This is a genomic window from Aliiglaciecola sp. 3_MG-2023 (assembly GCF_030548205.1).
Taxonomy (GTDB): domain Bacteria; phylum Pseudomonadota; class Gammaproteobacteria; order Enterobacterales; family Alteromonadaceae; genus Aliiglaciecola.
The window spans coordinates 13876-39490 of sequence record NZ_JAUORV010000012.1 but is presented as its reverse complement, the minus strand read 5'-3'; the positions used below and the strand labels follow the sequence as shown (position 1 = coordinate 39490).

Genomic DNA, 25615 nt, shown 5'->3' with positions numbered 1-25615 from the left:
TAGCTATTGAACGAGTTTTTTACTGCTTAGGTAATCTTCGTAGTTGCCTCTAAAGTCAACGATTCCGTTTTCAGTGATTTCTAATATTCGCGTTGCTAGTGAAGATACAAACTCACGGTCGTGACTGACAAATAATAAGGTACCAGGGTAGTTTTCAAGGGCTAGGTTTAATGACTCAATAGACTCCATATCTAAGTGATTGGTTGGTTCATCCATTAGTAATACGTTGTTTTTCTGCAAAATAAGCTTGCCGAAAATCATTCGACCTTGTTCGCCACCAGATATGACCTTAACGGATTTATCAATTTCTTTTTGGGAAAATAAAAGTCTGCCTAATGTCCCTCTAATAACTTGCTCGTCGTCGCCTTCTTTACCCCATTGGTACATCCAATCTAATAAGGTTTTGTCTTCTTCAAAGTCATGGGCGTGATCCTGCGCGTAATAGCCTATAGAGGCATTTTCAGACCACTTTACATTTCCACTATCAGCTGCAATGTCGCCATATAAACAGCGCATCAAGGTTGTTTTACCTGCGCCATTAGGACCAATGATAGCGACTCTTTCACCCACCTCAATCATTAAATCTAGGTTGGAGAAAAGAGGAGTATCAAAAGATTTACTTAGGCCTTCAACTTCAAGGGCTAATCGATGGAGTTTTTTCTCCTGATCAAAACGAATAAATGGGTTTTGTCGGCTAGAGGGTTTTACTTCATCTAGCTGAATCTTATCTATTTGTTTAGCCCTTGATGTGGCTTGTTTGGATTTAGAAGCGTTAGCAGAAAAACGGCTCACGAAGGATTTCAGTTCTGCTATTTGAGCTTTTTTCTTAGCGTTGTCAGAAAGTAGACGCTCTCTAGATTGTGTAGCCGCCGTCATGTACTCATCATAATTACCTGGAAAAAGTCTTAACTCACCGTAATCTAAGTCTGCCATGTGCGTACAAACACTGTTTAAAAAGTGACGATCGTGAGAGATGATGATCATGGTGCAGTTACGCGAATTCAAGGTATCTTCCAACCAGCGAATAGTATCAATGTCCAAGTTGTTAGTTGGTTCATCAAGAAGCATGATATCGGGATCGGCGAATAAGACTTGAGTCAATAACACTCGCAATTTCCAACCCGGTGCAACCTCACTCATAGGGCCATAATGCAAGGCTTCTTCAATACCTACACCAGTGAGTAATTCAGCAGCACGAGATTCAGCGGTGTAACCATCCATTTCAGCAAATTCAGATTCCAACTCAGCTGCTCTGATACCATCTTCTTCTGTCATTTCAGGGTTGGCATAAATCGCATCACGCTCTTCTTTTACTTTCCACAGTTCCTCATGACCCATGATGACCGTATCGATAACAGAATATTGTTCAAAGGCGAATTGATCTTGTTTTAGTTTGCCAATTCTTTCATTAGGATCTTTAGTGACATTGCCTGAAGATGGTTCTAGATCATTTCCTAGAATTTTCATAAAGGTGGATTTACCACAGCCATTAGCACCAATTAGGCCGTAACGATTTCCTTCGCCAAATTTCACTGAAACATTTTCAAAAAGAGGCTTGGCACCAAATTGGATGGTGATATTGGCAGTAGCTAACACGATGGCAATTCCTATTGATTAATTACATATAAATTTTGCGCGGGATTATGCCACAAATAACTTCATTTTGATGGGGTTTGTTGATAATAATCACAGATAACCCTTTAAATAGTTTTACAGAGCCTGGCTAAGTGGTTGTGACTAAATGTTTAACTTGAATAAAATTTTATGACTGGTTTGCAAGCAACTTGGTAAAGGTAGCCAATAGGTCAGTGTAAATAGCACTGAACCGAGAGGCGTTAGTGAAAATACAGTGAGTTTGCAGATTAAGGCCTAGTCTAAGCGCTAACGGCTAGCAATGTGAGGGGGTATCAACAGAACAAAACTGAGTTAGAGTTTCAGAGCCTGAAACAGATTCAGTGTTAACTCACCTACATTTTGTTACCTTAAATAATTATTTAAGGTAACAAAATATAGGTGATACTTTAGACTCGTATTATTGATCTAGTGGGGTATTAAAATCTTCGGAAAGCTCAAAGTCACCTGTCACCCTTGCCACTTTTTCGTCTTCAAAGTGAATGATTAACTCTTTGCGGAAGTCTTCACCTCGCTTACTCATACCTCGCTTCATTTCATAAACGTAATACCAGGTATCATGGTCAAATGAGTCTTGGACAACAGGGCGTCCGAGTACATAAATCACTTGTTCTTTGGTCATTTCAACGCGTAGTTGTTTTACGCTTTTTTCCTGAAGGAAATTGCCCTGGGGAACGTCAATACGGTATATCCAATCTGTGCAACCAGACAAAAATAATGTGGTAACTACAGCAACTATTATACTTTTATACTTCATTCATTCTTTCATTTAAGTTAAATAATCAATTTAGCCAAGCCCATTAGGGCAGCTTATTTCTGGACACGCATGCTAACTCACCATTAGGTCTGCAATCAATAAATAATCGAGACTAATGATAACTGCTCAACAACTCTTTTGCATTTTCGATAGCAGAATTAGTCAAAGTATCGCCCGCTAACAAGCGTGCTAATTCTTCAATTCGTTCACTTTCCTGCAAACAAAGCATATGTGTCTCTGTGGTTTTCTTATCTGAAAACTTAGTGACAAACATTTGTTGATGGCCACTTGCTGCTACCTGAGGTAAATGAGTGACACATATAACTTGGCTTGTTTGTCCAAGCTTGCGCAACAATTTTCCAACAACCGATGCAGTAGGGCCACTAATACCGGTGTCTACTTCATCGAAAATCATAGTTGGAATCAAGTTACCTTTCGCACTAATCACCTGTAAGGCAAGACCAACTCTGGAAAGTTCACCGCCAGAGACGACTTTTTCCAAAGTATCTGCTTGAATCCCTAAATTTGTAGAGATTAAGAACTTCACTTTGTCTAAACCTGAAGGTGAGGGGGCTAATTCGGTGTCAAAATCTACGCTAACTGAGAATTTTGCTTGCGACATATTCATTTCCTGAATATGTTGCTCCACTAATTTCGCCAATTTATTACCTGCTTTGTTACGGCTTTTACTTAATTTTTCAGCGGCACAGATATAATTTTGCTGCAGTAGGCTAAGTTTACCCTGTAACTCTTCGAGTGATTCATCTTGATTGTCTAATTCGGCTAACTCTGCAGATAATTGTTGATGATGATCAAACAGTTCCTCGGGACGCACTCCGTGCTTTCGGGCTAAATCTAAAGCTTGAGAATAACGTTGTTCAATTTGTTGCATTCTCATGGGGTCAATTTCCAAGCGATCTGTATAAGCGCGCAATTGACTCGACGCTTCATCGATATTAATTAATGCCTCGTTTAATATAGTGACAATAGGCCCTAATTCAGGATCATGTTCTTGAAGTTCTCCAAGCATATCTATACTGCTTTGCACTGCATTTAAGGCACTACCTTCATCGGCATCATACAGTTGATAGAAACTTTTTTGAGATTGCTCTAGAAGTGCTTGGCTGTTACTCAACTTTTTATGTTCAACTTCTAATTCAACAAACTCACCCTCGGCTAGATTGAATTCATTTAATTCTTGCACTTGATATTGTAATAAGTTGCGACGGTCTGAACGCTTTTGTGTACCTGCTAGTAACACAGACATTTGTTTTTGCGCGCGGTTAAGCAATTCATACTGTTGTTTTACAGTACTAACTAAATTTCCATGTTCAGCAAAATTATCCAACAATTGCTTTTGGATTTCAGGTTTAAGCAATAATTGATGTGCATGTTGACCATGGATACTAATTAACTGTAAACCTAGATTTCTAAGCTGTTGTGCGGGAACTGGATACCCATTTACGTAGGCTTTGGAGCGCCCTTCAGAGGAAACGACGCGACGTATCATCAACTCTTGAGGTTCATTTTCTGCTAATTCATTCTCCCTTAGGTCATTTTCATTCAACCATAATTTCACTTTAGGAAGATGGGTGATATCAAAAGTGGCGCAAACGTCAGCCTTGTCGCAATCTGGTCGCACCATGCCTGCATCGGCGCGATTACCTAAACACAAGCCTAATGCATCTATGGCAATAGATTTACCGGCACCAGTTTCACCAGTAATGACGCTTAGACCTTGCTTAAAATCGACATCTAAGGATTTTACAACAGCTAAATTTTGGACGGATAAATGAATTAACATAACAATAAATACATGTTTATATATACAGTAACTGTAAATATATACAATATTTTCTGCATGTAAAGTAGAATTACAATTTAACGCTTAAAAACTAATATAGTTTTGAACCCCAACCTAGTTTAGTGCGCAAAACATTGAAGTAGTTGTAGTCTTTTGGATGGATCAGTGACAGTTTATCTTGATTTTTCTTAATATAGATTTCATCACCAGGAAATACGGTTAAAGCAATGTGACTGTCACAGCTTACTTGCAGGTTATCTGTGTTGTCACAGGATACTTTCATTCTTACCACACTATTTGCATCTACCACTATAGGTCGGCTACTTAATGTATGTGGAAACATGGGCACTAAGGTTAAGGCATCTAGATTGGGGGTTAGAATCGGTCCTCCACCAGACAGAGAGTATGCAGTTGAGCCTGTAGGAGTGGCAACAATGAGTCCATCGGAGCGTTGACTAAATACAAAGTTATCGTCAATGTATACTTCAAATTCCATCATATGAGCTACTTTACCGTGGTGCAGTACCACTTCATTGATAGCCGAATTGGAGCTTTGTTGTTTGCCTTCTCGGAATACATCAACTTGCAAAATAAATCGTTGCTCTCTGACGAATTCGCCGTTAAACAGGCATTCTAATTGACGCTCTATATCGTCTGGATGGATGTCGGTTAAAAAACCAAGATTACCGCGGTTAACGCCAACCACAGCTACATCATGTTGCGCTAGTATTCTAGCTGCGCCAAGCATATTCCCATCACCCCCCACGACAATGGCTAGATCTGCTTGTAAACCAATATTTTCTAATTCAGCCGTTTCAAAGCCATTGCCTTGCAGCATGTTTGATACTTTAGTTTCAACCAAAATGCGACATCGCTTTCGTTTCAGAAACTGCAATATAGCGTTAAGGCTTTTGTTTGCACCTTCATGTGCAGGCTTTCCAATTAGACCTATAGTTTTAAATGGCATAACTTTCTATTTAAAATCAAAAACTCAGTATAACCATGCTTAGTAATGAAAACCAAGCATGATAGGCAATACTGTCTCAAATAATGTTTAACGGGCGGTCCAACCTCCATCAATAACCAACGCTTGTGCTGTCATGTTTCTGGCTGCATCACTGATTAAAAATGCAGTTGTGCTCGCCAACTCTTCTATTTCAATAAACGCTTTTTTAGGCATAGGCTCGAGCATAATTTTATTGATCACGTCTTCTTCACTGATCCCATTCTCAACGGCTTGTGCAGCAATTTGTTGTTCAACCAAAGGCGTTTTAACGTATCCAGGACACAATGTATTGATGGTTACATCACAATCACCCGTTTCAAGGGCTAAGGTTTTTGCAAAACCTAAAAGACCATGTTTGGCTGCTACATATGCTGATTTGTAAGGGGAGGCGACCACTGAGTGTAAAGATCCAACATTGATAATACGACCATAATTTTGCTCGCGCATATGGGGTAAAAAAGCTTTGGTTAATAGCGCGGGACCTACCAACATGATATTGATGAGTTGTTGCCACTTTTGTGCCGGAAAGTCTTCTAAACGAGATACATGTTGAATTCCAGCGTTGTTAATTAACACATCAACAGTGTCAGGTAACAGTGTTTGCGGTAACGCTTCTATTTGTTCTGGATCACTGACATCTAATTGCACACAGAGGGCATCAATATCGTCAGCAATTAATTTATGCACTGCGTTTTGTGCAGATTGAAGGTTAATATCAGCAACAATGATTTTATGTCCCAATTTTCCTAAATATTGGCCTATACCTAATCCAATACCGCTAGCAGCGCCAGTTATTAGTATGGTCTTATTTTGCATTTTTTATCCTTTCGATTTCGATTCAACGGCGAGGGCGTTGACAATGTTTTTTACGGCCTGAATTTGCTGGCCTTGGGCGGTCGCGTAATTTTCGTCGGTGTATCCCCACCAATCCCAACAACCTTGAGGATTCATTGGCAGCATCATGGAGGTAGTGGTTTGAGGGTATAATACGACCAACTGGTTGTTATCTGCCCAGCGATTTAACCCGTTGCCAGCAATGTAATCTTGACCAATAGTTTCAGCATTTTGATTGCATCCATGGAAGTTAACATGCACCTGGCATTCTTGACCTTCTGCGCAACTTTGGGGTACATACAAATAGCCGGCTTTAGCCATACTATCTGCCGGTTCTCCGCCTAGTTTATGTTGGTTAATGGGGATAATTTTTCCGCTGATATTCGCCTTAGGGGAGTTCAACTGAGGGTACAAAAAACTAAGGAACTCACCCGCTGCATCATAGTTACAATTTCCTATGTAAGGTGACTCTGAGGTATCACAGGAAGATCCCGTCGCAAGGGTAGGGAAGTGATGAGCGAAAGGTTTATCTTTAATATAGGTTAGGTTTTCATCTTTCACTAATTCTTGATATTGCTGATAAAGGGCATTGGCTACTGGTGGGGAAATTTTTGCATCTAATTTGCCATGTAGTAACCAAACTTTACTGTCTTGCAAGTTAGATAGAGGGGCAATTAATCCTTGATTGGCATATTGCTGTAATTGACTTGTTAAAACATCTAACGAGAACTCTGTTGATTGTTTGTTGACACATTCTGACAGCGCCGTTGTAATGCTTCCTTGAGCACAATAATATGGTCCCGCTGCCAGAATAGCGGCTCCTTTAACCCAATCAGAATAAGCAATGTGAAATTGGTTTGCCATATATCCACCGCTCGAAAGGCCTGACACAGTGATCTCATCAATACTTAAATCTAAATCGACTGTCTCGGCATTTATCGCTGCACTCGTGGTTAAACCCATACAAATAACTAAATTACGTAATTTTCTCATATGATTGTTAACCTATTTATTTAAAAACGACTGAATTAGGGAAGCATGTTTACTAATACCGACAACACCTTCGAGATGCCCTAAGGTGCCTGGCAGAATTGATAGCTGACTATCTTTGCCATTGTCCAAAAGCATTTGCTGGGTCGATTGCAAATTATATGGCATCAATAAAAGATCGGTCTGAGCTGGTAACAACAAGGTTTTTGCTTGTACTTTTTTTAGCGCATTATTTAAATCACCTTGATGACCTGCAACGTACAATTGACAGGCTCTCACTAAGTACAATAGGTGGTTTGCATCCATCGATTCAGCGCGCGTTAGAGCCCGTGCTCTTAACCAATTAACTATGCTGGGAGATTGTCGTATATCGTCAAGCGCTGCTGACTCCAAAGCTGAAAAGTTAATCTCTTTGCCAACTTGATTGAAAAAATCAGGGTAGAGTGCATCTTGAGTGATTAACATCAGTGAAGCGACTAAGCCGTCTACAGGTGCTTGGCTTGAATAATAATTTCCTTGTTGCCAATTTTTATCCAATTTGATGGGCGTAGCCCAATGTTCGAGTTTAGCCGATGTCCAAGCATCTGCTTGACCAGAGCCGATAACTGAAACCATTCGTTCAACCCAGTTGGGGTATGCAACAGCCCAATCAAGAGCTTGCATTGAACCCATTGACGGACCAACAACGGCATATAATTTTGAAATTCCTAAGGACATGAGCAGTTGTTTCTGTACGTTTACAAAATCACGAATAGTCACTACTGGGAAATCAAGACCGTATGGTTGTCCTGTTTTAGGATTTATAGAGGCGGGACCAGTGGTGATGACATTAGGATTGTGTACCCCTAAATTGGCAAGGCTATCTACACTTATGACATAAAAGCGATTTGTATCAATGGCTTTACCAGGCCCGATAATGGCGTCCCAGTAACCCGCTGCACTATCACTATTATTGTATTTACCCGCGGCGTGGGAATTACCGGTAAAAAAGTGTGTAATTAAAATTACGTTGTCTTTTTTCGCATTTAGGCTGCCATAACTTTCCCAACCCACAGTCACGTTTTCAATGTTTTTGCCACCAAATGTTTGGAAGTTTTTGGTTGTAAATGATTTTTTCTGAACCAGAGATACGCTTTCAATATCACCAGAACTAACCCCGTTCTCTGAGAGACTTTGTGTATTAGCACAGGCTGATTGTATGCAGCACAATAACAGTAAAAAGCAGGGCTTAAGCCAACTGGGTCGATTGAATTTCAAACTTATTTCCTTCATTTCCATTTTCACCTTTAAAAGAAAGTGAACAGTGCAATAGCTAAACTTAACCCAATTAACGGGATCACCACGGTTAATGCGCCTACCGCCCAGTATGCTCTCTGATGTGTTTCATGACAGATACCGCGTATGGTCGTTACAACATAGCCATTATGAGGAAGTGAATCCAGTGCGCCAGACGAAATTGAAACAATTCGATGTAATTGCTCTGGATCGACACCTTGGTCCATATAATGAGGCCCAACTAAAGGCAACGCTATTGCCTGACCACCTGAAGCTGAACCCGTTAGTCCAGCTATTACGCTGACAGCAATGGCCGCTCCAATCAATTCGTTGCCAGGAATTTGAGTCATCACTTCAACGGCAGTTTGAAACGCCTCAGTGGATTTAGCGATAGTACCAAAGCCTACCACTGCAGCAGTATTGCCAATGGCAATTAGTGCCCCCGTGGTACCCACTCCAACTGCTGCAGTCAAGTTATGGAAATACTTAAAGTTGATGATCATCAAGGTCAATACGCCCCCTCCCAAAGCAACAATTAACGCCATTTGTTGCAGTGATTCATGAAAGGTATAGGATAAAACTAACACGACTAACAAAGGAATTAATCCCGTCACCCAGTGCGGGTAATGCCGCTGTGTAATTTTTGGATCATGGTCTTTGGTTTCAAAACATTCACCTGCGGCGATAGCTTTGTTCATCATTCTTCTAATCCACCAAAAGCCGAGGGTAGCCATGAAAATAGCCACTACCAAACTGACTTCCCATGCCGCAAAAGGTGAGGTGCCTAAGTACTTTATGGGAATCCAATTTTGTATTTCCGGTGAGCCAGCAGAGGTCATGGTGAATGTAACAGAGCCGAATGCGAGCGCGGCTGGAATGAAACGCCTGGGTAAATTAGCATCCTTAAAAAGGCTCAATGCCATAGGATAAACAGAAAACGCCACCACAAATACACTTACACCTCCGTAAGTTAGAATGGCACAGGCTATAACGACAGCGGCAACCGCGTGTTGTTTGCCTAGGCGACCAATAATAGCTTTGGCAACAGCATCAGCCGCGCCGGTGTCTTCCATAAATTTTCCAAACAAGCTACCTAACAAGAACATGAAAAACCAGTTTGCGACAAATCCTGCAAAACCCGACATATAGGTTTCAACAAAATTCATATCGCCGATAAAAACCGGTAATCCACTCGTTAGGGCAACGATAAGTGCGCATAGAGGGGCTGCAATAAAAAGATTCATGCCTCTGATTGTTAAGACTATGAGTAAAAATAAGCCGCCGATTAAGCCAATGAGACTCAGCATTTTTATTCCCTTTTTTAAATGATACAAAAATCTGTGACCGCAGAGAGACATATCATTTCACTCAATTGCCTAAGTAAATGCAGTTTTGAGTGTGGGATATAGTGTTAATCTTTTTAACGGATTAGGACATAGTACTATGGTACTAAGGTAAAACATTTTGAACTAGATTAGAGTAATTACACTGTCACTGTGACCGCAGCGAAACTAAAAACTTTATAAAAAGAAACTGTGTTAAGAAGGACACTCTATGAAACACACACACTCACAATCTAGCGCTCAAAAAAGAAAGTTGCTTAAACTTTCAACTCTAGCATCAGCAGTCGCATTGTCTTGTTTATCTGGACAAGTTACTGCACAAGAAGAATCCAAAGGTGGTTTAGAAAGAATTGAAGTTACTGCGCGTAAAACCGTAGAAAGTCTACAAGAAGTTCCAGTTTCGCTTACCTCTATAGGTGCTGTTGAGTTAATGGAAAAAGGGATGTCGGTCATGACTGAAATCCAACAGCAGTCGCCAAACACCACATTACAAGTTAGTCGCGGAACGAACTCAACGTTAACCGCTTTTATTCGCGGCGTAGGGCAGCAAGACCCGGTTTGGGGATTTGAACCCGGTGTTGGTGTATACATCGATGATGTTTATATTTCTAGACCACAAGGTGCTGTTTTAGATCTGTTCGACTTGGAACGAGTCGAAGTGCTGCGTGGCCCTCAGGGCACCTTGTACGGAAAGAACACTATTGGTGGTGCAATTAAGTATGTCACCAAAAAAATGTCCGGTGAAACAGAGTTGTCAGTGAATGCAACTCTAGGTAGCTACTCCCAAAGAGACTTAAAAGTGTCTGGGCAAATTCCTATTACTGATGATCTCTTTTTTGGGTTTGCTGTTGCCAGCCTAAATCGTGATGGTTTTGGAGAATTTTTAGTCGCTCCTGAAGGGCAAGATACTGAAAACTATAATAAAGATGTACAAGCTGCACGATTTACTTTGGAGTATCAGGCTACAGAAGATGTGTTTGTTCGCTTCAATTATGACAAAACTAAAGATGAATCAAATGCGAAAGGGGGGTATCGATTATCCGATAGTATTTTAACGGATGCCCCGCAACCTGATAGTGTCTATGATTCTTATTCAAGTCTACCTACATGGAACAAAGTTGAAACCGAAGGCATGAGCCTAACGGTCGAGTGGGATATTAACGATAGCTGGGCATTTAAATCAGTCACGGCAAGTCGTGAGGGTGATTCACCTACTAATATCGATTTTGATAGTACGCCACTAGGTATTTTTGATACACCAGCTACCTATACCGATGAACAGATTTCACAAGAGTTCCAACTAAATTACGTGGGTGACGGCGTCACATTTGTGTCAGGTGCCTATTACTACGATGCTGAGGCTTGTGGTATCTACGATGCCTATTTAATGGCTTTTGGTATTTCCATTGAGCAAAGCGGTTGTACAGATACAAAGAGTTTAGCTCTGTATGGGCAAGTGTCTTATGACATTACTGACAAACTTTCGACGACTGTGGGTCTGCGTTATACAAAAGATGAAAAACACGGCGTAGTTGAAGCGGGAACGCGGCTCGGTCAAGCTTATCCTAACTCTGGTTGGGTAGATGGTTATGTAAGACCTGATTATGCACCCAATGTGGTGATCGATGACACCGAAACTTGGTCGCGCTTAACCCCAAGGTTAGGACTGGAGTATGCATTAACCGACTCAACTATGTTTTTCGGAAGTTATTCCCAGGGCTTCAAATCTGGAATGTATAATCCTCGAGCCACATTCTTTCAACCCGCTGCCGCCCCCGAGATCGTTGATTCTTATGAAATTGGTATGAAAAGCGATGTGACCGATTCATTTAGACTCAATGCAACACTGTTTAGGTTGGATTACACCGACAGACAATACGTTGTAAATGTCCCTTCTGATGACTTGGCTGAACCTACCCAGCGAATTGCTAACGTGGGAGAGTCAGATGCTAAAGGTCTTGAAATTGAACTGGTTTATATTGCTTCAGAAGGGCTTACTTTCACCAGTGCTTTAGGAACAATTGACGCGGAATTTACCGAAGTATTCTCTGTAGATGCTGCAGGTAACCCTGTTGATTTGTCAGATAATTTTGTAATTTCAAATACGCCTGATTTTACCTTCAATGCAGGCGTTAAATATGAATTTACCACCGATATGGGCGATTTTGTTTTCAATGGTAATTATTACTATCGTGATGATTATGAGTTATTCGAATCGCCTGATGAATTATTACGTCAAGAAGGTTATGGGTTAGTAAATCTTAGCTTAAATTGGTACAGCGATGATGGCCAATGGACAGCGGGATTACATGCCAAAAACCTAGGAGATGAAGAATATCGAGTAGGTGGTTACAACTTTACTGGTGGCCGAAATGCTGACGGTGATTTGTTACCCGGATTAGGTGGCGATACTACTTTGATCGGTTACTACGGTGATCCACGCACTATTCACCTTACGGTAGGCTATACTTTCTAATAGCACCTTGTGCTGTTCCCATGGGGGCGACCTAGTCGCCCTTTTTTTATGCTGTTACCGTTAATATAACTTGAGCTTGGCAGCAACCTTTCATATGCTGCCAACCATTGTAGTCGTAAATAATCATTTAATATGTCAGTTAAAGCTCTTATCGCAGATGATCACCCATTATTTCGCATTGCTCTCAAACAGGCAGTGAGTGCGCTATTAGATGATGACATCACCGAAACCTCGACTTTACAAGAAACCTTATCAGCACTAAATCATGATCCAGAAATTGAGTTGGTGTTTCTAGATTTGAATATGCCAGGTAATGATGGTCTATTTGGATTGAGCCAAATTCGATTGCTTCATCCAGATGTTTTAGTGGTGATAGTGTCTGGTGAGGAGAAACCATTAATTATTCAAAAAGCGATTAATTTAGGTGCCAGCGGCTTTATCCCAAAGTCCAGTTCATTGTCTGCCATAGCCAATGCCATAGAACAAGTTTTGGATGGACTGCAGTGGTTACCTGAACATTTGGTAGCCCAAGTAGAAGCGAAGTTACCTGAAGAAGAGTCTGAATTTGCTAAGAATTTGGAACAACTGACGCCTCAACAATTTGTCGTGCTTAAAATGATGGCTGATGGTTTGTTAAACAAACAAATCGCTTACGAGCTAGGCATTAAGGAAACGACTATTAAACAGCATGGTTCTGCCATACTTAAAAAGCTGAAACTAAATAATCGCACACAAGCTGGCGTATTATTTAAACAGTTGATGAATCAAGTCTAAAGTGTACGCCGGCTAGCTAGGGTTAATATCTAACAAGCAATATGAATTACCAAGAGTTTAATCAATTTTGTGGCGCATTATTAGCAACGACTTATGTCATGCAGTGGGGCAATTCACATGTATGGAAAGTTGGCGGTAAAGTCTTTGCTATTGGTGGTTGGAGCAAGGATAAACAACCTGCTTTTACCTTTAAAACTTCGGAACAAAATTACCATTTTTTATGTGAACGACCAGGCTATATTCCAGCACCGTACTTCGCCAGTAGAGGAATGAAATGGATACAGCAAGTTGACTCTCAAGGGCGAAATAACGAAGAGTTGGAGTATTACCTTAAGGCGTCATATGGGTTAGTCATTCAAGGCCTCTCCAAAGCCAAACAAAAATCCCTTGGTTTACAGCAGTCTGTTGGTAATTAAATTTCATCAGCCTGTTGCAAACCTGTTCTTCTAACCAACCATCTAGTTAAGTTTTAGTCCACTTAATCTTTCGCAACATCCGTTTTAGCGCGGCACTTTTAAGGGGTTTAGGAAGAAACAGTAGGTCTGCAGTTTGTGCATTTTCACGCATATTATCACTACGATCAGATGAATTAAGTATGCCTGGAATGGGATAAGGTAAGTTGTTTCTAAGATTTTTAGCGATGTCTAGTCCGGTTAAATGATGATCCAAATGATAGTCTAATAGCATTAAATCGATGTGGTTGTTTTTGTCTAAGCTTTCAACATCTTCCAAGTTTTCAACCGTTACTACCTTTGCTTCCCAGCTTTCTAGTAATTGCACGACCGCCTCTTGTGTTTGCAGATCGTTTTCCGCTAAAAGCACGGTTTTACCATGTAAAATCTCGGTTTTGATTGGCATTGCGCCGACGCTTTTAACTTGGCTTCTGGTACGTTTACCTAAGGGGAGTGAAACCGAAAAATTACTGCCTTTACCAATCTTCGATTGCAACTGAATTGGATGATTGAGCAGAGATGAAAGGCGGTCCACTATTGTAAGTCCTAATCCCAATCCTTGTTGAACATTCGTTTTGTCTAACTGTTTAAACTCTTCAAAAATATGGTCTTGATCTGCTGTCGATATGCCAGGTCCAGTGTCTAAAACGCAGACTTTCACATGTTGTTTGTTGCGCCGACAACCCATGACAATTTTACCTGATTGGGTATAGCGTATTGCGTTCGATAATAAGTTTTGAACAATACGCTTTAGCAGCTTTTTATCAGACACGACCACCACACTGCTGGGCACATAGTTTAAGTTCAGGTTTTTCCGTTGTGCGATTAAATTAAAGTCATTAAATAAAGGGGATAAAATGTCATCTATCGGAAATTCTTGAATATGAGACTCCAGCACACCCGATTCCAACTTTGTCATATCTAACAGCAAAGAAAGCAACTCTTCTGCGTTATTGATGGAGTCATTTAAGGATTGACCTAACTGTTTAATTTCAGGTTCGTTGGATTTCTGCAGTATCAACTCAGCAAACAAACTTGCCGCGTTGAAAGGTTGCATTAGGTCATGTCCGGCTGCTGCTAAAAACTTGGTTTTACTCTCATTAGCTCTTTCAGCGAGAAGCTTTGCTTTAGTTAATGCTTGGTTAGAATGTTTAAGCTCTTCTGTACGCAAGTCTACGCGTTTTTCTAACTGCGATTTAGCTTGCTCTAATTGTTGTTGAATTTCCATGTACTCAGAAATATCGCTGTAGGTGGTCACAAAACCGCCACCGGGGAGAGGACCGCCATTGAGTTCTATTACCTGACCATTCGGTTGCTTGCGCACATATTTGTAGATGCTGCCTTGTTTAATATACTCTATCCGTTTGTCTATCTCTTGCTGCGGGTTATCTACGCTTCCAAACAGCCCTCGTTGGGCATTAAACGCCAGAATTTTTCGCATAGAGATACCAGCATGGATATACCCCTCAGGGTAGTCGAACATTTCAATGTAGCGTTGATTCCAAGCTATTAATTTTAGGTCTGGGTCGATAACACTGATTCCCTGTTGAATGTGCTCAACACTGGATTGCAAAATTTCGTGATTAAATTGAAAAGTTTGCGCTGCTTCCTCCATCCATTCAACTAATTCAGTTAGCGGGACCTCGTCTTTTTCTGCAATTGCCGAAATTAAAATTCGTGAACTTGCGCCACCTATTTTTGCAGCCAACATGCTTTCAACGGATTCAACTATACTCATACTGGCAAAACTATTTGAGCCAGCATTACCGAGTTTATTTTTAAGACCGTTAATTTCATCCTGGCTAAGCACATTTTGCGTGAGAGCAAGTAATTTAGAGAGCTTAATTGGATGTTTCTGAGGACGGTTAGTTTGAATATGATTTTGTTGGTTTGCAGGACTGGAAGGACTGAACCAAGCGATGATCCCAAAACATATTCCATTAGCTAATAAACTGAATATAAACCCCCGACCCAACTCTAAATCTGTTGGCGTTGCGTCAAAATAATAACTTGAAGTAATACTGGGCCAAAGTAACCAATAAAACCAACCTGCTGAACCTACCAGCAATCCAATATATGCTGCTAATTTATTTGATTTTTGCCAATACAGGCTAAGGATCATCATGGGAAATGTTTGCGCCAATAATGCCATAGCAATAATACCGCTATTCACAAGGGGTGAGCCTGAACTGACGTCTTTGTGATAAAAGTAGGAAACAGCTAATACTGACGCTATGGTGAGTCGTCGAATAAACAGTATGATGGAAGGGCTTAAATTGTTTTGTTTTTGATTGATTAATTTGAACTTAACCCAAACCGGAGTAATGAGGTTGTTAGAGATCATTATTCCTACCGCCAACGTTGCTACTACCACCATACTAGTCGCTGCTGCTAAGCCACCAATAAAACTGACTAAGGTTGTCATGCCATTATTTGCGTTCAGGGGGAGTGCTAGGGCATAGATATCTGTAGAAATGTCTTGTTTATCAAATATTATGTGACCAGCTAAGCCGATGGGCAGTACGAACAACCCCATGCCTGCTAAGAAAAGAGGAAACAACCACCTAGCTGTATGCAGTTCAGTTTTAGATTTGTACTCGACGAAGTTAACATGGAATTGCCTTGGCAGACAAAACATCGCACATATCCCCAAAAAAACATGGCTTAGGTAAACCCATCCCCCAGAATCCGTCTGCAAAACTTGTTGTGCTTTAGAAGATAACTGCGCTTTACCCATTAAATCAAATATACCGTTAAATAAACCATAACAAACGAAAATACCAACGAAACAGAGAGCTAAGAGTTTTAGCGCTGAAGCAAAGGCGACGGTTATCATTAAACCAGGTTTTTTATCGGTTAGATCAAATGAGCGGGCACCAAGAAATATTGCCAGCACTGCAAGAACGATGGCTACATACAACCCCATGCTAGTTGATGACTCATTCGTCAACAGTGCTAAGCTATCTACGACTGAGTCGAGTTGCAAAGCCACATAAGGCACCACGCCTATAAAACACAGTAAAGAAACAGTCGCGGCAAGCAGATTCGCACTGTTGTATTGCACACCAATAAAATCGGCAAGTGAACTAATGTTATTCCGTTGGCATATTTCTGCTATTTTCTTTAACGCACCAAAACCCAAAAGCATCACCATTATAATGCCCATGTAAGTGGGTACAAAAGCCCATCCATACTGAGTCGCTTGCGTTGTTGTGCCGAAAAATGCCCAAGATGAACAATGAACGCCTAGCGCTAAACTATAAATTATCGGGTGTTGCCGCCCTTGTCGTAAGTATTTGTCACCTAAGTAGCCAACTAGGAACAGCGTGATTAAATATACAAAAATGACAGTAGACATGGAAACAAGGGAAAACATTGGCTGATTCTTATCCTTTTTAAGGGGCTATTTATTGAAATATAATTATTTTTTTAAGCCAAACTCACTATAAAACCGATTGCTTTTAATTCCAATTGGAAATGTTTTTTCTATTTCATTAAAAAAACTGGGGTCTTTACCCTTGAAGCCGTTTAAACAAACCCCATTTATATCGCAACTCGAAATTAATCCGATTAAGTTTAGTGAAAAAGGCGATGGAGTAAGGCATGAGCAAAGAGCAACAGCCAACAGATAATAATCAACAGGAACAACCTGAATTCAATCAAGCAGAACAAGCTGAGGTTGATCAAGCGGCTGAAAATGCCGGTGCCGGAGATTCCGAACAAACAATTGCAAAGTTACAAGTAGCATTAGCTAAAGCTGAAGCGACGGTGAATGAGCAGAGAGATTCGGTTTTGCGAGCCAAAGCTGAAATGGAAAATGCTCGTCGTCGTGCAGAGGCCGAAGTGGAAAAAGCTCGTAAGTTTGCATTGGAGCGTTTTGCTGGAGAGCTTTTGCCAGTGGCGGATAATTTGGAAAGAGCGATTCAATTAGCTGATCCTGACAATGAATCCCTCAAACCTATGATGGAAGGGGTAGACATTACCCTTAAGTCTTTTGTCAGCACAGTCGAAAAATTCGGTTTGAAAGTGATTGATCCGCAAGGTGAACCCTTCAACCCAGAGTTGCATCAGGCAATGTCGATGCAAGAAAACGCAGAGTTGCCACCGAATACGGTGATGGCAGTGATGCAAAAAGGCTATGAAATTAATGGCAGGTTGTTACGTCCTGCAATGGTAATGGTTTCTAGAGCCGCTGAAGGTGGCGTAGACATCGAAGCATAAGAGTTTTTGTGGAGATTTTTTTACATTTAATGTTGAAAAAAATCAAAATAACCCCACAAATACTAAGACTTAGTTTTAATAATTTTTTATGGAGACACGCTAATGGGTAAGATCATTGGTATCGACTTAGGTACAACAAATTCATGTGTCGCAGTTTTAGAAGGCGACAAAGTTAAAATTTTAGAAAATGCAGAAGGTGATCGTACAACGCCATCTATAATTGCATACAGTAACGATGGTGAAACTTTGGTAGGTGCACCTGCTAAGCGTCAAGCAGTTACTAATCCACAAAACACTTTATATGCTATCAAGCGTCTTATCGGTCGTCGTTGGGAAGATAAAGAAGTGCAACGTGACATCGACATTATGCCATTTTCTATTAGCAAGGCGGATAATGGTGATGCATGGGTAGAAGTGAAGGGTGAGAAGTTGGCTCCGCCACAAATCTCAGCTGAAGTACTGAAAAAAATGAAAAAGACGGCTGAAGATTACTTGGGTGAAAAAGTCACTGAAGCGGTTATTACTGTTCCTGCCTACTTTAACGACTCACAGCGTCAAGCAACTAAAGATGCAGGTAAAATTGCTGGATTAGAAGTTAAACGTATCATCAATGAGCCAACTGCTGCAGCACTTGCTTATGGCATGGACAAGAAAAAAGGTGATAACGTCGTTGCCGTTTATGACCTTGGTGGTGGTACTTTCGATATTTCCATCATTGAGATTGATGAAGTTGAAGGCGAGCATACCTTTGAAGTACTTGCGACTAATGGTGATACACACTTAGGTGGTGAAGATTTTGATAACCGTGTAATTAATTACTTGGTTGATGAATTCAAGAAAGATCAAGGCGTTGATTTACGTAAAGATCCTCTTGCAATGCAGCGTCTTAAAGAAGCAGGTGAAAAAGCTAAAATTGAATTATCTTCTGCACAACAAACAGAAGTGAATCTACCTTACATTACCGCTGACGCTTCTGGTCCTAAGCACCTTACCATTAAAGTTACTCGTGCTAAGTTGGAATCACTTGTTGAAGATATGGTTAAGGAAACCCTTGAACCAGTGAAGAAAGCCCTTGCGGATGCAGATTTGTCAGTGAGCGATGTAAACGATATTATTTTGGTTGGTGGTCAAACACGTATGCCATTGGTACAGAAGTATGTCACTGAATTCTTCGGACAAGAACCTCGTAAAGATGTTAACCCTGATGAAGCTGTTGCTGCAGGTGCCGCGATTCAAGGTGGAGTGTTAGCCGGAGATGTAACAGATGTATTGTTACTAGACGTTACTCCTCTGTCTCTTGGTATTGAAACCATGGGCGGTGTGATGACTGCGTTGATTGAGAAAAACTCTACGATTCCTACTAAGAAATCACAGACCTTCTCAACAGCAGAAGACAACCAGTCTGCGGTAACCGTGCACGTATTACAAGGTGAGCGTAAGCAAGCTGCGGGTAACAAATCTCTAGGTCAATTTAACCTTGAAGGTATTCGCCCTGCACAACGTGGTGCACCTCAAATTGAAGTCACTTTCGATATTGATGCTGATGGTATTCTGCATGTGTCTGCTAAAGATAAAGATACAGGTAAAGAGCAGAAAATTACTATCCAAGCTTCTTCTGGTTTGAGTGAATCTGAAGTTGAGCAAATGGTAGCTGACGCAGAAGCGAATAAAGATGCTGATGCGAAATTTGAAGAAATGGTACAAACACGTAATCAAGCTGATGCAATGATCCACGGTACCAAAAAACAAATTGAAGAAGCGGGTGACGATTTACCAGCTGAAGATAAAGCAACTATTGAAACAGCCATTGAAGCCCTTGAAACTGCTGTGAAGAATGAAGATAAAGCAGAGATTGAAGCTAAAACTCAGGAATTGATCCAAGCTTCAGCTAAGCTGATGGAAATTGCTCAAGCTAAAGCTGCTGCTGATGGTGCCGCTGCGGGTGCAGAGCAACCTCAAGCTGAATCTGCTGAAGGCGAAGACGACGTAGTTGACGCTGAGTTTGAAGAAGTAAAAGACGATAAAAAATAAGCGTCTTAACCTGTCTATTGACAGGTGAAATATAACAATAGGCGCAGAAATGACCTTTCTGCGCCTTTTAAGTGTTATCCCCTTGTTACTTAATTTCGCGTTTAGGTGGCAAGGGGATAAGCCCGAATAATAAGGGCATCTACAGTTGCTCACGTTCAAACACACTATGTTGTGTTTGTCATCAAAAAGGATACACAAGCGATATGTCGAAGCGAGACTATTATGAAGTGCTTGGAGTTAGCAAAAGTGCTGACGAGCGCGAAATTAAAAAGGCATACAAACGCCTCGCCATGAAGTATCACCCGGATAGAACTAAGGGTGATAAAGGCATGGAAGAAAAATTTAAAGAGGTGCAAGAAGCTCACGAAATCCTAACCGATTCGCAAAAACGAGCGGCCTATGATCAATATGGTCACGCTGGCGTTGATCCTAACCGAGGCGGCGCTGGCTTTGGTGGTGGTGCTGATTTTGGTGATATTTTTGGCGATGTCTTCGGTGATATTTTCGGCGGAGGTGGTCGCGGCGGACGTCAATCACGTGCTCGTCAAGGTTCTGACTTACGATATAATTTGGAGCTGAGCTTAGAAGAAGCGGTGCGCGGAAAGAGCGTTGAAATAAAAGTACCCACCTTAGTTGCATGTGAGGTTTGTGACGGTTCTGGTGCTAAAAAAGGCACTAAACCAACAACTTGTCCAACTTGTCATGGTAATGGTCAAGTGCAAATGCGTCAGGGCTTTTTCGCTGTGCAGCAAACTTGTCCAACATGTTCAGGTCGCGGTCAAATTATTTCTGATCCCTGTCGTGAATGTCATGGCCATGGTCGAACTGAGAAAACCAAAACCTTATCAGTCAAAGTGCCTGCCGGTGTAGATACTGGCGATCGTATTCGTTTGACAGGTGAGGGGGAAGCAGGTGAAAGCGGTGCTCATCCTGGTGATTTGTATGTTCAGGTGCATGTGCGTGAACACAATATCTTTACCAGAGACGGCAATAATTTGTATTGTGAAGTGCCATTAAGTTTCACGGTTGCAGCCCTAGGTGGTGATATTGAAGTACCTACTTTGGATGGTAAAGTTAAATTAAAAATTACCCCAGAAACGCAAACTGGAAAGCTTTTCCGCTTACGTGGTAAAGGTGTTAAATCTGTGCGAAGTGGCAGCGTAGGCGATTTAATGTGTCGCGTCGTGGTCGAAACGCCAGTGAATCTGAATAGCAAACAAAAGGAATTATTACAGGAATTGAATAATTCAATGGGCAAAGGCGATGAAGCTGCAAAATACCGTCCAAAAGAGAAAGGTTTTTTCGATGGTGTGAAGAAATTTTTCGATGACTTAACCAGTTAATCTAAAAATAAGTGGTATGATTAAGACGTCATTTTTATGGCGTCTTTTTTTATACCTAAGTTTTATGCTTTAATTTAGGTAAAGGTTACGTAAAGTAAATAACTGTGTATAAGCAGACTGTGTTAAAAAATCAGTATAAACCGTGCTCAGCTAATTAATGGTTGATTTATAATGATATAACAATGTAAATTGCTTTTTAGTGAGTCAAATCTAAGTCGACGAATCCAATAAACTATCCATTTAATCGAGGTCAATATGAAAAACATTATCGCTCCTGCGATGTTAGGTATTACATTGTTAACTGTAAGTTTCGCATCAGTGGCAGTGACGCCTGCTAAATCGGAAAAGCATGCAGGTGATGCAATAGAATATCGTCAAGCTATATTGCAATTAGTGAAAAGTAACGTTGGGATTATGGGCGCTATGGCGAAGGGAGCCGTTCCTTTGAGCGCTGAGACATTAGAAAAAAATGCAACGCGAATTGAGCAGTTATCCTTGATGATGGACGATTACTTTTCAGTCGACACCAGCAAATTCAGTGTTGAAACTGAAGCTTTACCGGCAATTTGGAAAGACTATTCTGATTTCCAGACAAAAATCACAGCATTAACTGAAGCGGCGAGTAACCTAAAAATGGCGGCTGCTAGTGGTGATGAAGGACAACTTAAGGCGAACATTGGAGCAATCTTCAAATCGTGTAAAGGTTGTCATGATTCTTACAAGGCGGAATAACACCTTGTAAGAAGTCGTTTGTAATTAAAAATAGTAGTCTACTTCTGGTACAGGAGCTGCAATAGCAATTAACCAATACAGGAAGGCTGCAATTATAATTGCAATAATAACCGCTAAAATTAATCTAGATGAACCGATACCGTTTTGAGCAGTATCGGTTTTTTTATCAGTAATCATTTTTTTTCCACTAAACATTGCCCCGATTAATGGAATTTTTCGGCCAAACTGGTACCAAAATATAGCTAAGATATGAAGCCCCGCTATAGCCAAAATAACATTAAATATTTGATGGTGTAAACTGTCTAACCAGCTCTGGGTTTCGCTGCTTATTGCCGACATATAAGGACCAGAAGCAAGTACATCATCACTCGCAAACAGCCCGGTTATTGCCTGTGAACCAACAACCAAAATGACGGCAGGAACAATGAGCCCACCTAGGGGGTTATGACCAGTGAAGTGCGGATTCTTTGCGCGCAAAAATGACATGAGATATTGCCAGATAGCCTTTGGAGGGTATAAAAAGTTACTGAATCTCGCGTATTTTGGGCCAACGATCCCCCAAATCAATCTGAAGATAATTAAACCTAACGTGAAGTAACCAATATAAAAATGATAATCCATATATCCACTACCTAATTCTGCCGTTATCCATTGGCAAACCAATGCGAGCACTAGTAACCAGTGAAAAAGCCTAAGGGGTAAATCCCAGATTAATTTCTTTTGCATTTTGATTTTTCTCCAAAGAGGTCAGAATATCCTCGAATAAATATTTATTTTAATTAGTCTTAATCACGCTTTTTAGATTACATCCATGAACGCTTTAGTTTAGATACAATGTACAATGCGTTGCCTAAAATTCTTTTTCCATCAACATGGTTTATAAAAGGGATCTTTAATACACCCGATGCCATAACAATATTGATTGTGGCTAAATTGCGTCTTCTCATCATTCGGCTTTGTATGAACTGAGTTTGCTGTACCTTATATTTAGGGAAACTGTAAAAATCCACACCGAATAACCCCTTTCTAATATAGATATAATCCTCATCATCGGCGTAACCCCAGCGTTTCCATCGACAGTATATCAAAAGTACAATTAGGCCACTTATCACCTGAGTGAGTAAAATACCGATTATTCCCGACTTTGAAAAAGTGATTGCGCTTATGAGCAGGTTAAACGGGATCAACCACAAAAATTGACGTAAAATGAATCTTTTACTGATTTCCTTAAAGGTGATTTTATGCAGTTTATTGCCAGGGAAAGCATCCTCAACAATGACGTCTGACTCTTTTTGTGTCACTGAAGGAACTAGTATCCTGTTGGAGTTGGCCTGTAATTCGCTGTTATTTTGCGCTGTACTGCTATTTTGTTTTAGTTCTAAATTTATCCTACCAAGTAACACATCTAGCCAGTCTTGCTTTAATGCAATCACTTGCAAGCGTGAACGCTTCATGGAGACTTCTTGTTTAGTGAATAAACCACTGCGACGAATATATCTGTCTGTCGTTTTTGCCAATGAATAGTTGTAAAACAACACAATCGATCCTAAAACAGACAAAACTGTAATTGAAAGTGTTGCAAGAAGTATTAACGAGAAAAATGCCAGTCCTAGTTGCCAAATCCCCAATGATTGTGGATCAAAATATTGCTGATAATCAAAGCCTAACTGTTGTGAAAATGAAGCTAAGTAGTTAGCAATATCATCATAAAAAGGGGCAAGAGCGCCAATAATTATCCAAACTCTATTGTTGGTAATACCGTGTAATATTAAATCGCTCACTGAACGTTGATTCAGAACTTGCTCTTTATCATCTTTCCTGGGTGGGTGTTCCGAGGCAATCTGCGCGTTATCTACTAGTTCCGCAGAGTGTGTATTCGGTGTTTGCTCTTTATGAAGAATTGACGTTTTTAAAGTTTCAGCATACTCCACTGGTAAAGCGACTATTTTTGCCTCTTGTTTTGCCGAACCAGCAGTATCGAGTTGTAAACAACAAGTATGAGTAAGTCGATAATAAAGAGGAATGTCGATAGTTACGTTTTGGATCCTAGCAAATGGTAAATCAACATGTGTTTTTGAGAATACACCGGATCGGATCTCTACTGTTTCATTCACTAGTCGAAATGAGTAAAAAGCGTATTGAAGCCAAGAAGAAACAATAATTAAAGCTAAAACACTGATTACGATAGGCAGCCATATTTTAGGGTTTTGTTGCACTGTGGAGTAGCTTACAGCGATGGCTGGAAGCAAATAAATGGCATTATTAGCGGCTAATTTAATACCGCTTGCAATAAAATATAAAACCGCAATGGGAGAAAGTTTTTGCCAACTTTCATTGTTAGATGTGGAGTCTATTTCCTTATTATCCATCAGTGCGAACACTCTTATGCTCTAGTATGAATCGTCTAATTTTTTGCGCGTCATTCAAACTTAAACCAGGTATTTCAAAGGTATACATAGAACCGCCAGCACTAAACACTTGCAATGAAGCTAATTTAAATGCTCTTTCAATTGGACCTCGTTTTAATTCAACGTGTTGTATTCGCAAAATTGGTTGACTGTATATTTTTCGAAATATTACTCCACTGGCAAAATGCAAATCAGTTTCTGTTAAGCAATATTGTTTGCATGGAATGGCAATATATAAATAAATGCTAATTAGAATTGAGATCAACAATACGATCCCTAGCCCTAGAGGATAAATAGCTGTTATTTCGGGGTGAATAGCAACAAACGGTTGCCATCGGGTTAAGGTCATAATTAACATAAAGAATAGTGAAAAAGCCCAAATGGTAGCAATAGCCGTGGGTCGATAATGTCTATGCAGAGGCTCAAACTTAATTTCCAATGGATCGGGTAGGTCAGATGTTTCTAATAGTTGATAAGTCACAATAGTCGGGCAACATTAAATTAGTTTACTCTAATGTAGCGGAATCAGATTTTGAATCAATATATATAAGGTTACAAAATCCTATTGCTATAAAACGCCGCCATATAAATGTGTAATCAAATATATCTTATCGCGTTTTTTCAGCTGCAAATTTTCGGTTTATATTGCACAATAATCATTGATATTGACTATGAGAGATGAGTGGAAAATGACAGGAATTGGTATTTTAGGAGCCAATGGTCGAATGGGGCGCGTATTAATAGAGGCAGCCCATTTGGACAGCGACATTAATTTAGTTGCAGCTGCAGTTAGAGAAGGTTCTCAATGGATTGGGATGGATGCCGGTGAATTAGCAGGTATCTCTAAACAGAATCTTAAAATTACAGCCAGTTTAGAACCCAATACAACACAAATTGATGCGGTAATCGATTTTACGTTACCAGATGTGATAGAACAAAACTTAGCTTGGTGTGTGGCAAATAAAAAAGCAATAGTAATTGGTACGACCGGACTTAACGACAAACAAAAAGAAAGCTTAGAGCGCGCAGCAACGAGCATTCCAATCGTTTTTGCTGCCAATTACAGTGTTGGCGTTAACCTTATGCTGAACTTGGTTCGTCAAGCCGCAAAAACAATGGGTGATACCGCCGATATTGAAATCCTTGAAGCTCATCACCGTTTTAAAAAAGACGCACCTTCTGGCACTGCTATGGCTATCGGTGAAGCGATAGCAGATGAAGTTGGCCGCGATTTAAACCAATGCGCTGTTTATGGCAGAGAAGGTGACACAGGGGAACGTAAGCATGAAACTATTGGTTTTGCTACCGTAAGAGCTGGGGATGTGGTTGGTGAGCATACTGCGCTATTTGCTGACATTGGAGAGAGATTGGAGATCACACATAAAGCTTCTAGCAGATTAACCTTTGCTAAAGGTGCAGTGACTGCTGCTAAGTGGCTGGTTGGCAAACCTGCAGGTCTGTATTCAATGCAAGATGTGTTGGAGCTCAATTAAACCCAACATTTTATCCTTAAGGTTATCGTGAAACTTAATAATAG

20 protein-coding genes are annotated in these 25615 nt (G+C 40.5%); 8 read left to right on the top strand and 12 right to left on the bottom strand.

Going from position 1 to position 25615, the window contains the following annotated elements; genetic code table 11:
• Nucleotides 1-3: 3 nt before the first annotated feature.
• The 8 genes from Q4574_RS14175 to Q4574_RS14140 all read right to left on the bottom strand — a co-directional run bounded on the left by Q4574_RS14175 (nucleotide 4) and on the right by Q4574_RS14140 (nucleotide 9605).
• Complete coding sequence (locus Q4574_RS14175) at nucleotides 4-1596, bottom strand: ABC-F family ATPase (protein ID WP_303474802.1); 1593 nt, start codon at nucleotides 1594-1596, stop codon at nucleotides 4-6.
• A 436-nt stretch (nucleotides 1597-2032) separates the two neighbouring features.
• Entirely contained in the window at nucleotides 2033-2389 is a 357-nt protein-coding gene (locus Q4574_RS14170; protein ID WP_303474801.1) for an outer membrane protein assembly factor BamE, read from the bottom strand.
• 112 nt (nucleotides 2390-2501) lie between these two features.
• Complete coding sequence (gene recN, locus Q4574_RS14165; protein WP_303474800.1) at nucleotides 2502-4193, bottom strand: DNA repair protein RecN; 1692 nt, start codon at nucleotides 4191-4193, stop codon at nucleotides 2502-2504.
• 91 nt (nucleotides 4194-4284) lie between these two features.
• Nucleotides 4285-5160 (bottom strand): NAD(+) kinase, encoded by an 876-nt coding sequence (nadK, locus tag Q4574_RS14160; protein ID WP_303474799.1) that lies wholly within the window; start codon nucleotides 5158-5160, stop codon nucleotides 4285-4287.
• An 87-nt stretch (nucleotides 5161-5247) separates the two neighbouring features.
• Nucleotides 5248-6015: a 3-hydroxybutyrate dehydrogenase gene (locus Q4574_RS14155; RefSeq protein WP_303474798.1), complete on the bottom strand. Its 768-nt coding sequence runs from the start codon at nucleotides 6013-6015 to the stop codon at nucleotides 5248-5250.
• Between the two features lie 3 nt (nucleotides 6016-6018).
• Nucleotides 6019-7026, bottom strand: coding sequence for a PHB depolymerase family esterase (locus Q4574_RS14150; protein ID WP_303474797.1), 1008 nt, complete (start codon nucleotides 7024-7026; stop codon nucleotides 6019-6021).
• 12 nt (nucleotides 7027-7038) lie between these two features.
• Nucleotides 7039-8223 (bottom strand): homoserine O-acetyltransferase, encoded by a 1185-nt coding sequence (locus Q4574_RS14145; protein WP_303474904.1) that lies wholly within the window; start codon nucleotides 8221-8223, stop codon nucleotides 7039-7041.
• A gap of 86 nt (nucleotides 8224-8309) precedes the next feature.
• Entirely contained in the window at nucleotides 8310-9605 is a 1296-nt protein-coding gene (locus tag Q4574_RS14140) for a GntP family permease (RefSeq protein WP_303474796.1), read from the bottom strand.
• A 247-nt stretch (nucleotides 9606-9852) separates the two neighbouring features.
• On the opposite strand from Q4574_RS14140, the gene Q4574_RS14135 reads away from it, so the two are divergent.
• From Q4574_RS14135 to Q4574_RS14125, 3 genes are all read left to right on the top strand, one after another.
• Complete coding sequence (locus Q4574_RS14135; protein ID WP_303474795.1) at nucleotides 9853-12117, top strand: TonB-dependent receptor; 2265 nt, start codon at nucleotides 9853-9855, stop codon at nucleotides 12115-12117.
• Between the two features lie 132 nt (nucleotides 12118-12249).
• Entirely contained in the window at nucleotides 12250-12891 is a 642-nt protein-coding gene (locus Q4574_RS14130; protein ID WP_303474794.1) for a response regulator transcription factor, read from the top strand.
• Nucleotides 12892-12932: 41 nt separating this feature from the next.
• Nucleotides 12933-13307 carry an MmcQ/YjbR family DNA-binding protein gene (locus Q4574_RS14125; RefSeq protein ID WP_303474793.1) on the top strand — a complete coding sequence of 125 codons (375 nt, stop codon included), beginning with the start codon at nucleotides 12933-12935 and terminating at the stop codon, nucleotides 13305-13307.
• Between the two features lie 46 nt (nucleotides 13308-13353).
• On the opposite strand, the gene Q4574_RS14120 is transcribed toward Q4574_RS14125, so the two are convergent.
• Entirely contained in the window at nucleotides 13354-16719 is a 3366-nt protein-coding gene (locus tag Q4574_RS14120) for a PAS-domain containing protein (RefSeq protein WP_303474792.1), read from the bottom strand.
• A gap of 227 nt (nucleotides 16720-16946) precedes the next feature.
• On the opposite strand from Q4574_RS14120, the gene grpE reads away from it, so the two are divergent.
• From grpE to Q4574_RS14100, 4 genes are all read left to right on the top strand, one after another.
• Nucleotides 16947-17564 (top strand): nucleotide exchange factor GrpE, encoded by a 618-nt coding sequence (gene grpE / locus Q4574_RS14115; protein ID WP_303474791.1) that lies wholly within the window; start codon nucleotides 16947-16949, stop codon nucleotides 17562-17564.
• 102 nt (nucleotides 17565-17666) lie between these two features.
• Nucleotides 17667-19595: a molecular chaperone DnaK gene (gene dnaK, locus Q4574_RS14110; RefSeq protein WP_303474790.1), complete on the top strand. Its 1929-nt coding sequence runs from the start codon at nucleotides 17667-17669 to the stop codon at nucleotides 19593-19595.
• Between the two features lie 203 nt (nucleotides 19596-19798).
• The gene (gene dnaJ / locus Q4574_RS14105) at nucleotides 19799-20938 is read left to right on the top strand and encodes a molecular chaperone DnaJ (protein ID WP_303474789.1); all 1140 of its coding nucleotides are present in this window, start codon (nucleotides 19799-19801) and stop codon (nucleotides 20936-20938) included.
• A 255-nt stretch (nucleotides 20939-21193) separates the two neighbouring features.
• Complete coding sequence (locus Q4574_RS14100) at nucleotides 21194-21670, top strand: cytochrome c (RefSeq protein ID WP_303474788.1); 477 nt, start codon at nucleotides 21194-21196, stop codon at nucleotides 21668-21670.
• A 24-nt stretch (nucleotides 21671-21694) separates the two neighbouring features.
• Here the strand turns inward: Q4574_RS14100 and Q4574_RS14095 are convergent, their stop codons facing one another.
• The 3 genes from Q4574_RS14095 to Q4574_RS14085 form a co-directional block, all read right to left on the bottom strand.
• Nucleotides 21695-22396 carry a cytochrome b/b6 domain-containing protein gene (locus Q4574_RS14095; RefSeq protein ID WP_303474787.1) on the bottom strand — a complete coding sequence of 234 codons (702 nt, stop codon included), beginning with the start codon at nucleotides 22394-22396 and terminating at the stop codon, nucleotides 21695-21697.
• A 77-nt stretch (nucleotides 22397-22473) separates the two neighbouring features.
• Entirely contained in the window at nucleotides 22474-24039 is a 1566-nt protein-coding gene (locus tag Q4574_RS14090) for a PH domain-containing protein (protein ID WP_303474786.1), read from the bottom strand.
• On the bottom strand, nucleotides 24032-24559 hold the full coding sequence (locus Q4574_RS14085; RefSeq protein ID WP_303474785.1) for a PH domain-containing protein: 528 nt from the start codon (nucleotides 24557-24559) through the stop codon (nucleotides 24032-24034). Before Q4574_RS14085 ends, Q4574_RS14090 begins: the two co-directional genes overlap by 8 nt.
• Nucleotides 24560-24767: 208 nt before the next feature.
• On the opposite strand from Q4574_RS14085, the gene dapB reads away from it, so the two are divergent.
• Entirely contained in the window at nucleotides 24768-25571 is an 804-nt protein-coding gene (gene dapB / locus Q4574_RS14080) for a 4-hydroxy-tetrahydrodipicolinate reductase (RefSeq protein ID WP_303474784.1), read from the top strand.
• The last annotated feature ends 44 nt before the right edge of the window (nucleotides 25572-25615 follow it).

What these genes read in the sequence shown, in the direction of transcription:
- Q4574_RS14130 (WP_303474794.1), top strand. Translation starts at nt 12,250, where the DNA reads ATGTCAGTTAAAGCTCTTATCGCAGATGATCACCCATTATTTCGCATT.
- Q4574_RS14120 (WP_303474792.1), bottom strand. Translation starts at nt 16,719, where the DNA reads ATGTTTTCCCTTGTTTCCATGTCTACTGTCATTTTTGTATATTTAATC.
- dapB (WP_303474784.1), top strand. Translation starts at nt 24,768, where the DNA reads ATGACAGGAATTGGTATTTTAGGAGCCAATGGTCGAATGGGGCGCGTA.
- Q4574_RS14150 (WP_303474797.1), bottom strand. Translation starts at nt 7,026, where the DNA reads ATGAGAAAATTACGTAATTTAGTTATTTGTATGGGTTTAACCACGAGT.
- nadK (WP_303474799.1), bottom strand. Translation starts at nt 5,160, where the DNA reads ATGCCATTTAAAACTATAGGTCTAATTGGAAAGCCTGCACATGAAGGT.
- Q4574_RS14155 (WP_303474798.1), bottom strand. Translation starts at nt 6,015, where the DNA reads ATGCAAAATAAGACCATACTAATAACTGGCGCTGCTAGCGGTATTGGA.
- Q4574_RS14135 (WP_303474795.1), top strand. Translation starts at nt 9,853, where the DNA reads ATGAAACACACACACTCACAATCTAGCGCTCAAAAAAGAAAGTTGCTT.
- Q4574_RS14125 (WP_303474793.1), top strand. Translation starts at nt 12,933, where the DNA reads ATGAATTACCAAGAGTTTAATCAATTTTGTGGCGCATTATTAGCAACG.
- Q4574_RS14090 (WP_303474786.1), bottom strand. Translation starts at nt 24,039, where the DNA reads ATGGATAATAAGGAAATAGACTCCACATCTAACAATGAAAGTTGGCAA.
- dnaK (WP_303474790.1), top strand. Translation starts at nt 17,667, where the DNA reads ATGGGTAAGATCATTGGTATCGACTTAGGTACAACAAATTCATGTGTC.
- Q4574_RS14170 (WP_303474801.1), bottom strand. Translation starts at nt 2,389, where the DNA reads ATGAAGTATAAAAGTATAATAGTTGCTGTAGTTACCACATTATTTTTG.
- Q4574_RS14140 (WP_303474796.1), bottom strand. Translation starts at nt 9,605, where the DNA reads ATGCTGAGTCTCATTGGCTTAATCGGCGGCTTATTTTTACTCATAGTC.
- grpE (WP_303474791.1), top strand. Translation starts at nt 16,947, where the DNA reads ATGAGCAAAGAGCAACAGCCAACAGATAATAATCAACAGGAACAACCT.
- Q4574_RS14100 (WP_303474788.1), top strand. Translation starts at nt 21,194, where the DNA reads ATGAAAAACATTATCGCTCCTGCGATGTTAGGTATTACATTGTTAACT.
- dnaJ (WP_303474789.1), top strand. Translation starts at nt 19,799, where the DNA reads ATGTCGAAGCGAGACTATTATGAAGTGCTTGGAGTTAGCAAAAGTGCT.
- recN (WP_303474800.1), bottom strand. Translation starts at nt 4,193, where the DNA reads ATGTTAATTCATTTATCCGTCCAAAATTTAGCTGTTGTAAAATCCTTA.
- Q4574_RS14095 (WP_303474787.1), bottom strand. Translation starts at nt 22,396, where the DNA reads ATGCAAAAGAAATTAATCTGGGATTTACCCCTTAGGCTTTTTCACTGG.